The sequence below is a fragment of the Krasilnikovia sp. MM14-A1259 genome (assembly GCF_047159535.1).
Lineage (GTDB): Bacteria > Actinomycetota > Actinomycetes > Mycobacteriales > Micromonosporaceae > Actinoplanes.
On record NZ_BAAGAJ010000003.1, the window covers coordinates 39,282 to 53,518 of the forward strand.

The 14,237-nt window shown below is 70.1% G+C and carries 9 protein-coding genes; all 9 read left to right on the plus strand.

Features of this window, described 5'->3' with window-relative positions:
• Positions 1 to 19: 19 nt before the first annotated feature.
• On the plus strand, positions 20 to 6,292 hold the full coding sequence (locus tag ACMCNK_RS35715) for an RHS repeat domain-containing protein (RefSeq protein WP_412741123.1): 6,273 nt from the start codon (positions 20 to 22) through the stop codon (positions 6,290 to 6,292).
• A gap of 34 nt (positions 6,293 to 6,326) precedes the next feature.
• Positions 6,327 to 7,019 carry a HEAT repeat domain-containing protein gene (locus tag ACMCNK_RS35720; RefSeq protein ID WP_412741124.1) on the plus strand — a complete coding sequence of 231 codons (693 nt, stop codon included), beginning with the start codon at positions 6,327 to 6,329 and terminating at the stop codon, positions 7,017 to 7,019.
• Between the two features lie 165 nt (positions 7,020 to 7,184).
• Positions 7,185 to 7,679, plus strand: a complete 495-nt coding sequence (locus ACMCNK_RS35725) for a hypothetical protein (protein ID WP_412741125.1) — start codon at positions 7,185 to 7,187, stop codon at positions 7,677 to 7,679.
• A gap of 296 nt (positions 7,680 to 7,975) precedes the next feature.
• On the plus strand, positions 7,976 to 10,534 hold the full coding sequence (locus ACMCNK_RS35730; protein ID WP_412741126.1) for a hypothetical protein: 2,559 nt from the start codon (positions 7,976 to 7,978) through the stop codon (positions 10,532 to 10,534).
• Between the two features lie 188 nt (positions 10,535 to 10,722).
• On the plus strand, positions 10,723 to 11,403 hold the full coding sequence (locus ACMCNK_RS35735; RefSeq protein WP_412741127.1) for a GGDEF domain-containing protein: 681 nt from the start codon (positions 10,723 to 10,725) through the stop codon (positions 11,401 to 11,403).
• A 14-nt stretch (positions 11,404 to 11,417) separates the two neighbouring features.
• The gene (locus tag ACMCNK_RS35740) at positions 11,418 to 11,654 is read left to right on the plus strand and encodes a hypothetical protein (protein ID WP_412741128.1); all 237 of its coding nucleotides are present in this window, start codon (positions 11,418 to 11,420) and stop codon (positions 11,652 to 11,654) included.
• Positions 11,655 to 11,666: 12 nt separating this feature from the next.
• Complete coding sequence (locus ACMCNK_RS35745; protein ID WP_412741129.1) at positions 11,667 to 11,990, plus strand: ArsR/SmtB family transcription factor; 324 nt, start codon at positions 11,667 to 11,669, stop codon at positions 11,988 to 11,990.
• Positions 11,991 to 12,008: 18 nt separating this feature from the next.
• Entirely contained in the window at positions 12,009 to 12,323 is a 315-nt protein-coding gene (locus tag ACMCNK_RS35750; RefSeq protein ID WP_412741130.1) for a hypothetical protein, read from the plus strand.
• A 435-nt stretch (positions 12,324 to 12,758) separates the two neighbouring features.
• A complete protein-coding gene (locus ACMCNK_RS35755) occupies positions 12,759 to 14,201 on the plus strand; it encodes an RNA-guided endonuclease InsQ/TnpB family protein (protein ID WP_412741131.1) in 1,443 nt (480 codons plus the stop codon).
• Positions 14,202 to 14,237: the final 36 nt, after the last annotated feature.

The window sequence follows — 14,237 nt, forward strand, 5'->3', positions numbered from 1 at the left end:
CCCCCCTTTTGGAGCAACCGTGAAGTCACCCCTGCCCCAGCGCAGCCCGTCGACGCGCCCGGTGCGCCGCGCCGCCCTGGCAGCAACCCTGGTCACCAGCCTCATCGCGGGCCTGTTCCAGCAGGCACCCGCCCAGGGCGCCGTGCCGCACCTACCGCCCGCGCCCAAACCGGTCCCGCTGGTGCCGACCAAAGCCGTGACCCATGCGGCGAAGCCCGCCGCCGCCCAGCCCAAGCCCGCCGCCGACCGGCCGGCTCCGGTGTGGCCGGCGGCCGGGACGCAGCTGGTGAACGTGCCCGCGACCGGGGCCTCCGCGGCACCCGTCGCTGCGGGGACGCTGCCGGTGCGGGTCGCCGGGGCGGCCGCGAAGGCGGCGGACAAGGCGCCGTCGCGGCTGCAGGTGGAGGTCCTCGACCAGGCGGCCACGCAGCGCGCCGGGATTCACGGCGTGGCGTTGAAGGTCGCGCGCGCCGACGGCGTCACCGGAGCCGGGCGTGCGAAGGTGAGCGTTGACTACAGCTCGTTCGCGACCGCCTACGGCGCGGACTGGTCGACCCGGCTGCGGATGGTGTCCGTGCCCGACTGCGCGGCCACCACCCCCACCAAGGCCGGATGTGCGGTCACGCCACTGGCGTCGACCAACGACACCAAGGCCAAGACGGTCTCCGCAGAGCTCAGCGTGAGCGCGGTCCAGACCATGGTGGCGGCCACCGCAGCGCCGTCCGGCCCCGCGGGCGACTACACGGCCACCTCGCTGAAGCCGTCGTCGACCTGGGACGTCAACGAGAACACCGGCTCGTTCAACTGGTCCTATCCGATGCGCGTGCCCCCGTCGCTCGGCGGACCTGCCCCGGTGCTCAGCTTGGCCTACTCGTCGCAGTCGGTCGACGGCCAGCAGGCGGCCTCCAACAACCAGCCCTCCTGGATCGGTGAGGGCTTCGACGAATCCGTCGGCGGGTTCATCGAACGCCGCTACGTGCCGTGCAGCAAGGACATGGGCAGCTCGGCGAACAACACCACCAAGACCGGTGACCTGTGCTGGGAGACCGACAACGCCACCCTGTCGCTGCCCGGTCACGCCGGTGAGCTGCTCTACAACGCCACGGAGGGTCGCTGGCACCTGCGCGGCGACGACGCCTCCCGCATCGAGCGCAAGACCGGCGCGGTCAACGGCGACAACGACGGCGAATACTGGGTGCTCACCACCAGCAACGGCGTGCAGTACTGGTTCGGCGCCAACCGGCTGCCCGGCTGGGCCGCCGGCAACCCCGTGACGAATTCGGCGCTGACCGTCCCGGTGTTCGGCAACGACCCGGGCGAGCCCTGCCACGCCACCGCCTACACCAGCTCCGACTGTGTGCAGGCGTGGCGTTGGCAGCTCGACTACGTCGTCGACCCGCTGGGCAACTCGATGTCGTACTGGTACCTGAAGCAGACCAACAAGTACGCCCGCAACATGAAGGCTGACGACCCGCGCAGCTACGACCGCGCTGCCACCCTGGACCACATCGACTACGGCACCCGGCAGAGCGGCGGCGTCGACTCGGTGCTCAGCACCACGACGGTCGCGCCCGCCCGGGTCAAGTTCGTCACCGACGACCGCTGCCTGTCCACCTGCACCACCCACGACGCCGTGCACTGGCCCGACGTGCCATGGGACTCCTCCTGCACCGGCACGTCCTGCACCGACGACTGGTCACCGACGTTCTGGTCGACCACCCGGCTGACCAGCATCACCACCCAGGTCCGTAACGGCATCGGGTTCCGCGACGTCGAGCGGTGGACGCTGACGCACCTGTTCCCGGATCCGGGCGACGGCACCCGCGCCGGCCTGTGGCTGTCCAAGATCTCCCACGCCGGGCTGGTCGGCGGCACCGCCACGGTGCCCGACGTCCTGTTCACCCCGGTGCAGATGGCCAACCGGGTGGACACCATCGACTTCGCGGCCGCGATGAACTGGATGCGCATCCGGGAGATCCGCACCGAGAGCGGCGGCACCACGACCGTCGACTACTCCAAACCTGAATGCCTGCCGGGCGCCCCCCGGCCCACACCCGAGACCAACACCACCCGCTGCTACCCGGTGCGCTGGGAACCCGACGGCTACAGCCAGCCGGTCACCGACTGGTTCAACAAGTACGTCGTCACCACCATCTACGAGAACGACAACACCGGCGGAGCTCCGCCCGGCGGCAGCCCACGCGTGGTCACCTCGTACCAGTACTTCGACGGCGCCGCCTGGCACTACACCGACGACGACGGCCTGGTCAAGGCGAAGTACAAGACCTGGTCGGACTACCGCGGCTACGGCCGCGTCGGGGTCACCGTCGGCGACCCGGGCGAGCAGACCTACACCGAGACCCGCTACTTCCGCGGCATGAACGGTGACCGGCTCAACGCCTCCGGCGGCACCAAGCCTGTCTCGATCGACGGGATCGCCGACGAGGACTGGTACGGCGGCATGACCCGCGAAACCAAGACCCTCAACGGCCCCGGTGGCGCCGTGGTCACCCGCAGGCTGGAGACGCCGTGGGCGTCCCCGGCCACCGCCACCCGCACGATCAACGGTGACACGGTCACCGCCCGATTCGTCAACGTGGCCACCGTCGAGTCCCGCACTGCGCGCGACGGCGGGCGCGCCGACCGGGTGACCAAAACAAACACCACCTTCGATGCCTATGGCATGCCCACAGCCATCGACGACCTCGGCGACGACAGCATCACCGGCGACGAACGCTGCACCAAGACGGACTACACCCCCCGCAACACCACCGCGTGGATTCTCGACCGTGTCCACGAGCAGCAGACCTACGCGGTCAAGTGCGCCAGTACCACCGGCACGCTGACCGATGCCGACATCATGAGCGACAGCAGGGTGTCCTTCGACGGGCAAGCGTTCAAGGCCATCCCGACCAAGGGCCTGGCGACCCAGCGGCAGGAAATGTCCGCCTACACCAATGGCGCCGCGACCTTCATCACGACCGAGAAGGACGCATACGACGTGCACGGCCGCGTCACCTCGTTTACGGACGCGATGAACGCGGTAACGACGACCGCCTACACGCCCGCAACCGATGGGCCGGTCACCTCGACGCTGACCACGAACCCGCTGCTGCACAAGACGACCACCAACCTGGAACCGGCGTGGGGTGCGACCACCTCCACGATCGATCCGAACCTCAAGCAGACCAGCTTCACCTACAGCCCGCTCGGCCTGCTCACCGAGGTGTACAAGCCCGGCCTGGCGAAGGCCGCGGTGAAGTACAGCTACGACATCAACGCCACCAGCCCGACGGTGGTCTCCACCTCGAAGCTGAACCCGGCTGGCACCTACGTCACCACATACCAGCTCCTTGACGGGATGCTGCGGCCCCGGCAGACCCAGACGCCCTCGCCGACAACCGGGCGCGTCATCACGGAGAACTTCTACGACAGCGCCGGCCGCGCCTCGCTCTCCTTCGACGCCTACAACGCGGCCGGGGCGGCGAGCGGCACCCTGCTCGCCGCCACCGACCGGGCGTTCGTGCCCCGGCAGAACCGTACCGTCTACGACGGCGCCGGCCGGGTCACCGCGCAGATCTTCCAGCCGTACGGCACCGAACGCTGGCGCACCACCACCGCCTACGGCGGTGACCGCACCGACGTCACCCCGCCCGCCGGCGGCACTGCCACCTCGACCGTCACCGACGCCCGGGACCACACCATCCAGCTGCGGCAATACCGCGGCGCGACCCCAACCCCGCAGACCCCGGGCAGCTGGGACGCCACCACCTACAACTACGACCGGCGCGGCAACCAGACCAGCGTCGTCGACACGCTCGGCAACGACTGGACCTACACCTACGACGCCCGCGGCCGCCAGACCGTCGTCGACGACCCCGACAAGGGCACGACCAGTTACACCTACGACAACGCGGGTAACGTCCTGACCCAGACCGACGCGCGCGGCAAGAAGGTCGCCTACCTGTACGACACGCTCAACCGTCGGCGGGCTTCCTACGACAACCAGGTCGGCGGCACCCTGCGCGCCCAGTGGATCTACGACACTGTCGCGAAGGGACAACTGTCGCAATCCACCCGCATGGTGGGCTCCGCTGCCTACCAGATCAAGGTCCTCGACTACAACGACCGATACAAGCCCGGCAACGTCCAGGTCATCATCCCGCAAAGCGAAACCGGGCTCGCCGGCACCTACACCTACACCAACACCTACAACGACGACGACTCGATCAAGTCGACCTCCATCCCCTCAACCAACAGCGGTCTGGCGGCGGAGGCGCTCACCTTCGGCTACACCTCGCTCGGCCAGCCCTACTCGCTGAACAGCCTGTACGGCTCCCAGAACCTGTCCTATGTCCAGGACACGACCTACAACGCCCTCGGTGAACTCGACCAGGTCGACCGCTACACCGGCACCGGCGGGCACGTCTGGACCGCCTACACCCGGGAACTGGAGACCGGCCGCACGACCGGCATCCGCACCGACGCCGAACAGGCCACCCCAGCCATCGTCGCCAACGTTCAGTACCGGTACGACAACGCCGGCAACGTGCTCCAGACCACCGACACGGCACCGGACCCGGTCGACGACACCCAGTGCTTCACCTACGACAACCTGCGCCGCCTCACCCAGGCCTGGACCCCGGCTGGCGGCGACTGCGCGGTTGCCCCCTCGACGAGCCAGCTCGGGGGACCGGCGCCGTACTGGCAGTCCTGGCAGTACGACGCCATCGGCAACCGCACGCAGGAGACAGTGCACCGCTCGGTCGGAGACGCCGTCACCAGCTACACCTACCCCGGCAACGGCGCCACCGTGGCCCGGCCGCACGCGGCCACCGGCACCACCGGTGCCACCACCGGCAGCTACACCTACGACGCCACCGGCAACATGCTGACCCGGCCCACCACCACCGCCGGCACCCAGACCATGACCTGGGACCCCGAGGGACACCTCGACACCTCCACGGACAGCACGGGGCTCAACACCTACATCTACGACGCCGACGGCAACCGGCTCATCCGCCGCGACCCGACCGGCCGCACGCTGTACCTGCCAAACCAGGAAATCCGCTATACGAATGCCACCGGGGCGACGTCGGGCACCCGGTATTACAGCTTCGCCGGCTCCACCATCGTGCAGCGCACCGCTACCGGGCTGACCTGGCTGGCGGCCGACCGGCTCGGCACCGCTCAGGCGGCAGTCGACGCGACGACCCAGAAGGCAACGATCCGGCGGCAAAGCCCATTCGGCAGCCCGCGGGGCACCACCGGCACCTGGCCCAACGACAAGGGCCTGGTCGGCGGCACCAACGACAACACCGGCCTGACCCACATCGGCGCCCGAGAGTACGACCCCACCCTCGGCAAGTTCATCTCCGTTGACCCGGTCCAGGACCTGAACGACCCGCAGCAGTGGAACGCGTACACCTATTCCAACAACAACCCGATAACCATGAGCGACCCGACCGGGTTGCACACCGACTACCTCGACCCGGCCAGCAACACCGTCGCCGGCAGGCCCAACGCCGTCCGCGTGGGCGGGGGAACGCCCGGGTCGACCAGACCGGGGGAGTCGACCTACTCAGGATCGCCCAGCCGCAGCTACAACATCCCTGTCCGCTCGTCACAGCCGAGTGTCGCCCCCGCACCAGCCGCCACTCCGCCGGCGCCGGCCGCTCTCCCAACGCCACAGCCCACACCGTGGGGCGAGAGCCCGGACGCTCAAGCCGCCTGGTTCGCACGCGCGAATGAGATGTGCGCGAATCCGCTGCTCATCGACTTGTGCATGGAAGCCGACAAGCGGCACCTCGCGGAAGTCGGGAGCTGGATGCCCTACGTGGGCGTGCCCGCCACGGCGTACCTCGTCAAGGACGACTGGGACCACGGTCACCCCGTCAGTGCGGCCGTGGGTGTTGTCTCCCTAATCCCGCTCGGGAAGGTCTTTTCGAAAGCAGCTAAGGGTCTGAAGCTCACCCGAGGTGAGCAAGTTGCGGTCAACGATCTCGTGGGAAATGCCTATCGTGACCATATCGCCGACTTCTTCCGGCAGAACGGCAGAACTGTCGTCACGGACGCGGAGAACCGCAAGGCGTTGACCTTCCGCACACCCGATGGTGATCGCATCCTCGACATGGCGGTCTACGACAAGAACGGCGGCCTGCTGGGCTACGTCGAAACGAAGTCCGGAAAAGCGGGCCAGGACCCCGAGCAGATGGCAAAGGACGCGTACCTACGTAGCCAGGGTGTCAACATCGCATACGTGTATGATGACATGGAGAATATGCTTTACTGAGCAGCTTGACGCCGTCTGCCGGGGGATAACTTCCATGGAGCAAGCAAGCGAAAAGGAATTGCATGATGCCCTTTCGCGCCTGGGTGTCACTGGCGCGGACAGTGACACCCAGCTGCGCCAGCTCTACGATTCATCTGCCGATACTCAAAAGAACCGCCTCGTGGTTGCGCTGGGCGATACACCCAAGGGTCATGGCCTCTCGCTGCTGCAAGACATTGCGAGCGACCGTAATGCGCCGACAGACAGGCGCTGCGCCGCGGTGGTCGCCCTAGCCAAGCAGTTGGGGGTGGAAAGCTCGCCACTCCTGCGTGAGTGCCTGCGTGACGACGAACCGGTCCGCAACTACGCGATCCAAGGTCTCGCAGCGGTCGGCGACGACGGCGCCTGGCCGGAGGTACTAGAACTTCTCACCGCAGAAATTTCTGTCCAGGCTCCCATTCCCCCGTTCGCGCTGCAGTGGGAAACGCTGTCTCTGCAGTCTACGGTGCTCCCGGCGATCTGCTATCTGGGCCGACATCTCACCGTTGCGGGACGACGGGAGCGTGTCACACAGATGGTGCGGGACAATTGGTCCCGCCTATACACGGCGGAACAGCGCTGGTTCGACCAATTCTGGCCCGAATGCAACCCAGGAAATCCAGAGCGCAACTCCGGCTATCCAGACCCCAAGGCGCTGGCTGAATGGGCTGGAGGCCCCCTCCTGAAGATCGCCCGCCCAGAAAGGTGACATAGGGCCGGCACACGGTTTCGATGCGCGACGGTGGGGCTCGGGCCCCCGCCATTCTCGGCATGCCGCGGCGTTCGAGGAACCCCGATACGTCGACGTGTGCCGCTGTGACAGGAAAGCTCATTCCCGCATCTGGCTAGCGCCGCGGGCGGGTATCGTGCCGATGTGATGCGTGATCGCGAGGTGTTCCGATATCACGTCGACTTCGGTGGCGGTGACCGAGACGTCGTGTCGCTGCTTGACCCCGACTGGATTTCTCAACACGGGTTGCACCCGGAAGCGGTCATGGCGGTGGTGACTCGCAGCGCGGACCCGCGCCACCCGCTGCCTGCCGACATCCACGAAAACGGCCCGTTCCTTCGGCTCCTGTCAAGGACGATCTTCGAGTCCATCGACCAGTGTGACGCAGTTCGCCACGAGGCCCAGATTCAAGGCAGCGGACATGTCTACCTCCTGGACGGCCGCATACCTGATCCCGGTGGTCGCGTTGCCTCAGAGGATGTCATCGGCACCATCGAGGTGCAGGACGGGAAACTCGTGGCGGGCACCTATCAGCACAACACGCGGCACCGGTTGTTCACAGCGAACGGATGGTTCCGCCTGCCGGTCGAGATTGAGACAGCGCTGCTCAACCGGCTACGCGCCCGAACGGGCGCGTGATCAAGGATCGCCACGCAGGTCCGAAGCTATCCGACGGTCACTGACGTGATCCGGCATGACCGATAGGGGAAACCACTCCATCCTACTGCCGCGTCGATGTTTGCCCGTACCGTGATGAACGCCTTCGGCCAGGCACCGTCGAAGTCCACGGACGAGACCTGGGGTAAGCGCCCTTCCACATGCCCAGCGCATGCGCAGAGGCCCCGTTCCCGCCTATCGGCAGCCGAAGGCCCGCGGCCTGCTGGCAGTGCATGGGTGGTCCCAAACACCAGCCGCCGAGATGTTGCATGTAACCTATGGAGGTGCGGAAGAACGCGCTGGCCCGTGGGAACAACACGGCCGTCGCCGTTCCCGATGCCGCCCCCACTGGCAGTCCTGCTCAGACCGTCCTGCTGCACGCCGTACTCACCGCGCTCAGCCGCGGCGACACCCTGCCGGCTGGGGACCGGCATCTCGCGCACCACCTGGCCTTGCGGCCGGCCACGTCCTGGGGGCCCGCTGAGGAGACCGCCGCGGCCGACATCGCCGCACGCCACCGCCACGCGCTCGCTACTGCCCGCATCGACTACCGCCGGCTGCCACCGGCGCCGCTACCCGAGGCCGCGACGACGGCCCGTGACGCTCTCGCCGACGGGGCACGCCGTGCCGCGCTGAGCCATCTGACGATCCGCCGCGACGGCCGCATCGCCCTCACCTTCCCGTACCACCCCGACCTGGCCGCCCAGGCGCAGGACATCGCCGGCCACGAGCGCGATCCCGACGGCCCCGCCCACCTGTATCCGGTCACCGCGTTGCCCGCGCTACTGGACTTCGCGCACCGCCACGCCATCCCGGTGCCCGAACACCTGCGCGCCGCGCTGTCCACCGATCTCGCGCCGACGGCGACACGCGACCCGGATCCCGTCGTGCGGGTGCGCCCCGACGGTGACGTCGAGGTCGTCTTCCCGGCCCGCACCACACTGGTCTACCTCGTGCGGGCACTGCCCGGGCGGCGCTGGGACCCCGCCGCCCGGGCCAATGTCTTCCCGCCCCGCGCGGCGGCCATGCTCGTCGCGTTCGCCGACGCGCACGGCATTACGGTCGACGACGCGGTCTGGGCCCTGGGCGCCGCCAGCAGCAACGACCGCCCGCAGGTCACCCTCGACGACGCCACCGGCGCCCTGGTCGTCGGCTGCGACTACCGGCCGGACCTGCACGCGGCGCTGCGCACCGCCAACGACGACCGCACCGCTTGGCACCGTGACCGCAGCGCGTACGTCCTGACGGCCCGCGCGGACGCCGGGCAGCTACTGGCCACCGTGGACCGCTTCGGTCTGCGCATCGACGACGGCGCCGCTACGCAGCTGCGCCGTTGGCGCGGTGTCCAACAGCGCAACCTCGCCGAATCACTGGCCGCCGCAGGGCCACCGGTCACCGTTGCCGGCCTGGCCGTGCCCCTGCACCCGCATCAGCAGCTCGCCGTGCGGTTCCTGACCCGCAACCGGCGGGTCGCGTTCGCCGACCCGCCCGGCTCCGGCCAGCATGACGCCGTGCTGGCCGCGCTGGAAGCCACCCGCGCCTACCCCGCCGTGGTGGTCTGCCCGCCGTCGGCGACGCCGCTGTGGGCAGACCACGCTGCCGCGGCGCTGCCGGCCCGCCGCGTCCACGTCGTGGCCGGAAGCGGACCGCGCCGGCTGCCGGAGCACGCCGACCTGTACATCGTCAGCGCCGCGACGATGGCGCGGCGCGCCCCGGCCCGCCGCCCGGCCGGCGTCCGGCGCGCACTCCAGTTCCTGTGGCTACCCGCCCTGGCCGCCCGCCGCCCGGCCGCGCTGGTCGCCGATGACGGCCACCTCGAGCACGCCCCGCGCAGCGCCCGGGCCCGGGCCCTGTTCGAGCTGGCCGTCGACGTCGCCGGCCGCGACGGCCTGCTCATCGACCTCACCACCGCCGACACCACGACCGGCGGCGCCGAGCTGCTCACCCGCCAGCTGTCCCTGCTGGACCGCCTTGAGGAATCCGGCGGCACCGCACACCTGCGCACCCGGCTCGGCGCCGACCCGGCCGCCGTCCGCCGGCGCCTGCGCACCCACGGCATCCTCCTGCGCCGCGACCCCACGGCGCTGCCGACGCTGCCGGGTGCGCGCACCGTGCCGGTGCGCCTAGACCTGACCGGCGGCGACCCGGCCGCGCTGGCCGCATACCGGGCCGCCGAGGCCACACTGCTGGCCCGGGTGGCCGATCACGTCACCACGGCCGCCGCCCGGCAGCGCGTGGCCGTGACCCACCCGCGGGTCGCCCGATCCCTGCACCGCGACGGCGCGCACTACCTGGCCGAGCTGCGCACCCTGCGGCGGCTGCTCGCCGCCGCCAAGCACCACGCCGTGCACCGCCACCTGGCCGCCCGCCTCGACACGGGGGAGAAGCTCGTCGTCGCCGCGGCGCGCCGCGAGGCCGTCGACGAGCTGGCCGCCGCGTTCGGCGCTCTGCGCATCCACGCCGGCCGGCACGCCGACGCGGTCCACGGCGCCGTCGCCCGGTTCCGCACCGACCCGCGGACCACGCTCATCGCGATCGCGCTGGCCGAGACCACCGGCCACGACCTGACCGCCGCGCGTCTCGGCGTACAGACCGAGCTCGGGTTCACCGCCGGCGAGGTGTACCGGATGCTCAGCCGGCTGCACCGGCAAGGGCAGTTCCGGCCGGTCACCTATGAACTGCTGCTCGCACCGGACACGGTGGACGAATACCTGTGGCAGGCGTTGACGCTCGAGGAGGAACCCTCCGGTCAGGCCGCCGTGGTGGGGGAGCGAATCCGCCAGAACGTCGCGGCGCAGGCGGCCTGGCTGATGGCCTGTGCCGCCCTGGCCGGATGACCAGCCACGGGCGCGCGTCGGCATGCCAACGGTCACCGAGCACATTGAATCGCTCATAGGTTGCATGTAACCTCTTGTCAAGTGGAACGCGATTTCTCAGCCTCGCCGACTGTCTGCAGTCGCACCGGCGACGGCCACCAGTGCGAAGGGATGGTCCCCATGCCCGCACCCGACCAGGGCGGCACCACGTGACCCGCCGCCGGATTCCCCGCTCCACCACGATGCTGGCCACCGGCCTGCTCGCCATCGGCGCCACCTGGATCGCCGACCGCGACCGCCTGCGCCGCCAGCTCGCCGCAGCACACCGCGAGGCAACCCACGACCCGCTGACCGGACTACTCAACCGCCGCGGCCTCGACCGGCTCCTCCTGCACGCCACGCCCCGCGCGATCGGCCTGCTCGACGTCGACGGCCTCAAGGCCATCAACGACATCTGCGGGCACGCCGCCGGCGACGTGGTCCTGCGGACCCTCGCCGCCCGCCTGATTCACCTCGCCGGCCCCCGCAGGCCGGTGGCCCGCCTCGGCGGCGACGAATTCGTCATCGTCTTCCCCGACGACGAGACCCAGACCGCGGCCACCGTCGCCCGCCACTGGCGCGCCCACCTGGCAGAGCCGATCCACCTGGCGCGCCGCGCCGTCAGCGCGCCGCCCAGCATCGGCCTCGCACCGGTCACCGGCGCGAACACCGGTGTGGCGCTGAGCGCCGCGGACGCCGCGATGTACCGCGCCAAGACCACCGGGACCGGGGTGCAGATCTACCACGCCACCCTGGACGGTCCGGCGAGCTCCGGTGACCGGCCCGCCCACCGCCGCCGCGACACCCGGCCCCGGCGGCCCCGCCTGGTGGCAGCGGCCGCCGCCAGCTGACCAGGAGACCCCCCATGGATGACCCGGACCGGCCGTGGCGCCTCGCCACCGAGCCCCAACGGTGCAGCGGCTGCGGCCAGTACCTGATCCCCGGCGACTGGTTTCAGGCCGACGACGACGGCATCGGCATCTGGGGCCAGTGCTGCGGAGACTGGCGCCCCGCCCTGGCCGCCCACCGGATCCCGGCCAGCACCGACCGAACCGAGACCGGCCCCCTCACCCTCGTCCCGCTGCCCGCCGACCCTGACTAGGAGTCTCCTGCCATGACCATCACCACTCCCGCGCTCACCGTGCCGACCACCGGCGACCAGGTCTTCGCCGCGCTCGGCGAGCCCAACAGGCTGCTCATCGTCATGGCGCTGCAGGAGCACGGCGAGGCCTCCGTCAGCTGGCTGACCTCGCAACTGCCGGTCAGCCAGCCCACGGTGTCGCACCACCTGCGGGTCCTCACCACCGCCGGCCTGGTGACCCGCCGCGAGGAAGGCGTCTACGCCTACCACCGGGTTACCCCGGTCGCGACCGGCCTGCTGCGCGCCCTGCGCCGTACCCTCACCCGTTCGGTCGAGCCCGCCCCGCTCGGCGCGTAACCGACGATCAGTGCTGCCGTGTGGCCCCCCGACCTCAACCGCCTCCACCTGGCGCCGGTCGCGCCCGAGCGGCACCAGCCACGGTGGCGCTCCACCGCGACGACCACCGAGGGGCCGTCCTTCACCTTCGCCGCGTTCGACGGTACCGAACCGGAACCGGTCGTACCCGCCCGCCTCGCCGAGGAGAACGACGACGCGTACCAGCTGCCGCAGGCCGAGTACCGCGCCGCGCACGCCCTGTGGTGTACCGCCCGGTACCGGGCCCAGCTCGCTGCGCTGATCCGGCTGCCCTACCGCATTGGACGGCGTACACGGCGGCCCGGCAAACAATGAACGGCCTGGGCGTCGCACCGCGAACCCAGAACGACGACACATGGCTTGCCACCGTCTTGCGGCTGCTCAACGCCCACGACGCCGCCCGGATCGCGCAAACCGCCCGGTCGCCGAACGACACCGTGCGGCACGACGCCAGGGGAGCAGGCGGAGTCGCCCAGCTGCTCGGCGTCGGCATCGGCCCCTGGCGGATCGGCAGCCCCAGCGACTACCCCGCCCCCAGCGACCGCCAGGCGACCCCCGCTGGTGCGCCAGGTGACCGCCGACATCCGTCAGCAGCAGGAGCCCGTCTACGACGTCGGACGGCTCGCTGGCGACCACCCCCGGCGGTCGCCCCGGGATTCCCGCGCCCAACCGCGGGCTTCTCGACAGCGAGTTCGGTGTCTGGTGACGTGTGCCGGGTTCCTGTCGTACCTGTGTGCTGGAATGCCGGGCATGCCGAGACGCAGGGATTCTGGCAGTGCGCCGGTGGTGCTGCGTACCGCTCGGGTCGGATTGCGTCTGAACCGGGGTCAGCGGCGCCGTTGTTTCGGTCTGCTGCGTTCTGCGGGTGACGTGTGGGCGTGCGTACTGGAGATCAACCTCTGGCGTCGCCAGCGCGGCGACAAGCCGGTGACCTCCTATCAGGAGCTGTGCCGGCAGTTGTCGGGCTGCGGTCCCGCGGTGTTCACGGAACTTGACTCGACCGGCGCCCGGTCGGTGCTGCGTCGTTATTCAGACGCCTGGTTCTCGGCGGCCGCCCGCCGTAAGGCCGGTCATGGCGAGGTTCGGTATCCGCGGCGGCGTCGCGCGTTGATGCCGGTTCGCTGGTATCACGGCACCTTCCGCCTCGAGGGGCGCCGGTTGCGGCTGCCGACCGCGTCTGGCAACCCCCGACTGTGGGTACGTCTGGATCGGCTGCCACCGTATCCGCCCGAGACGATTCGGTCGGTGACCCTGCTGTATGAGGCGGGCCGCTGCTGGATCGATATCACCGCCGAGCTACCGGTCAGGACCTACCCTGCCGGCCAGCAGCCCGATCCCTCCCGGGTCGCGGGGGTGGATGTGGGCATCATCCATCCGTACGCGGTCACCAGCCTTGATGGCCGGGCGCTGCTGGTGTCCGGGCGGGCGATCCGCGCCGAGCACCGCATGCACCTGAGGGACACGAAAGCGCGCCGCAGAGCCACCGCCGACCGGGCACCCAAGCCCGGCCAGCGCGGTTCGCGTCGTTGGCGCAAGTCCCGCCGCCGGGCGCGGCTGGTCGAGGCCCGTCACCGGCGCAGACTCCGGCAAGCACAGCACGAGGCAGCGAAAACCGTCGTCGACTGGGCCGTCGAACACCGGGTCGGCACCCTGACCGTCGGCGACCCCCGCGGTGTGCTCGGCCTACCCGCCGGGCGCCGCCACAACCTACGATTGCGGCAGTGGCAGATCGGCCGCACCCTGCAGAGCCTGCAGGACAAGGCCGCCCTCGCTGGCATCCGCGTGCACCTGGTCGATGAACGCGGCACGTCCTCGACCTGCCCGCTGTGTCGGCTACGCAATCCCAAACCGGCAGGCCGTCGCATGCGCTGCCGGCACTGCCAGTTCGCCGGGCATCGCGATCTCGCCGCGGCGTTCACCATCGCCACCCGCACCCCGGGCGGCGTCACCACCATCCCCACACAGATAGCGACTGGGGTGGTCACGCACCGTCGAGCCGGACGACACCTGCCCGGTGCCGGACCGTCCCGGCGTGATCCACGCCGCCCACCATCGGCGGCACCAGGATCAGTTGGCCGGCTGAGGCCCGCCCCACCACCAACAGTGGGGAGTCGCTCGCCCACACCACCCGGTATGAGCGAGGATCCACCACCCCACGGAATACCCAGTGAAGGCGAGTGGAGACAGCACTAGGCTCACGGCTGCGAACGTCGACAGGGGAGGTGACGC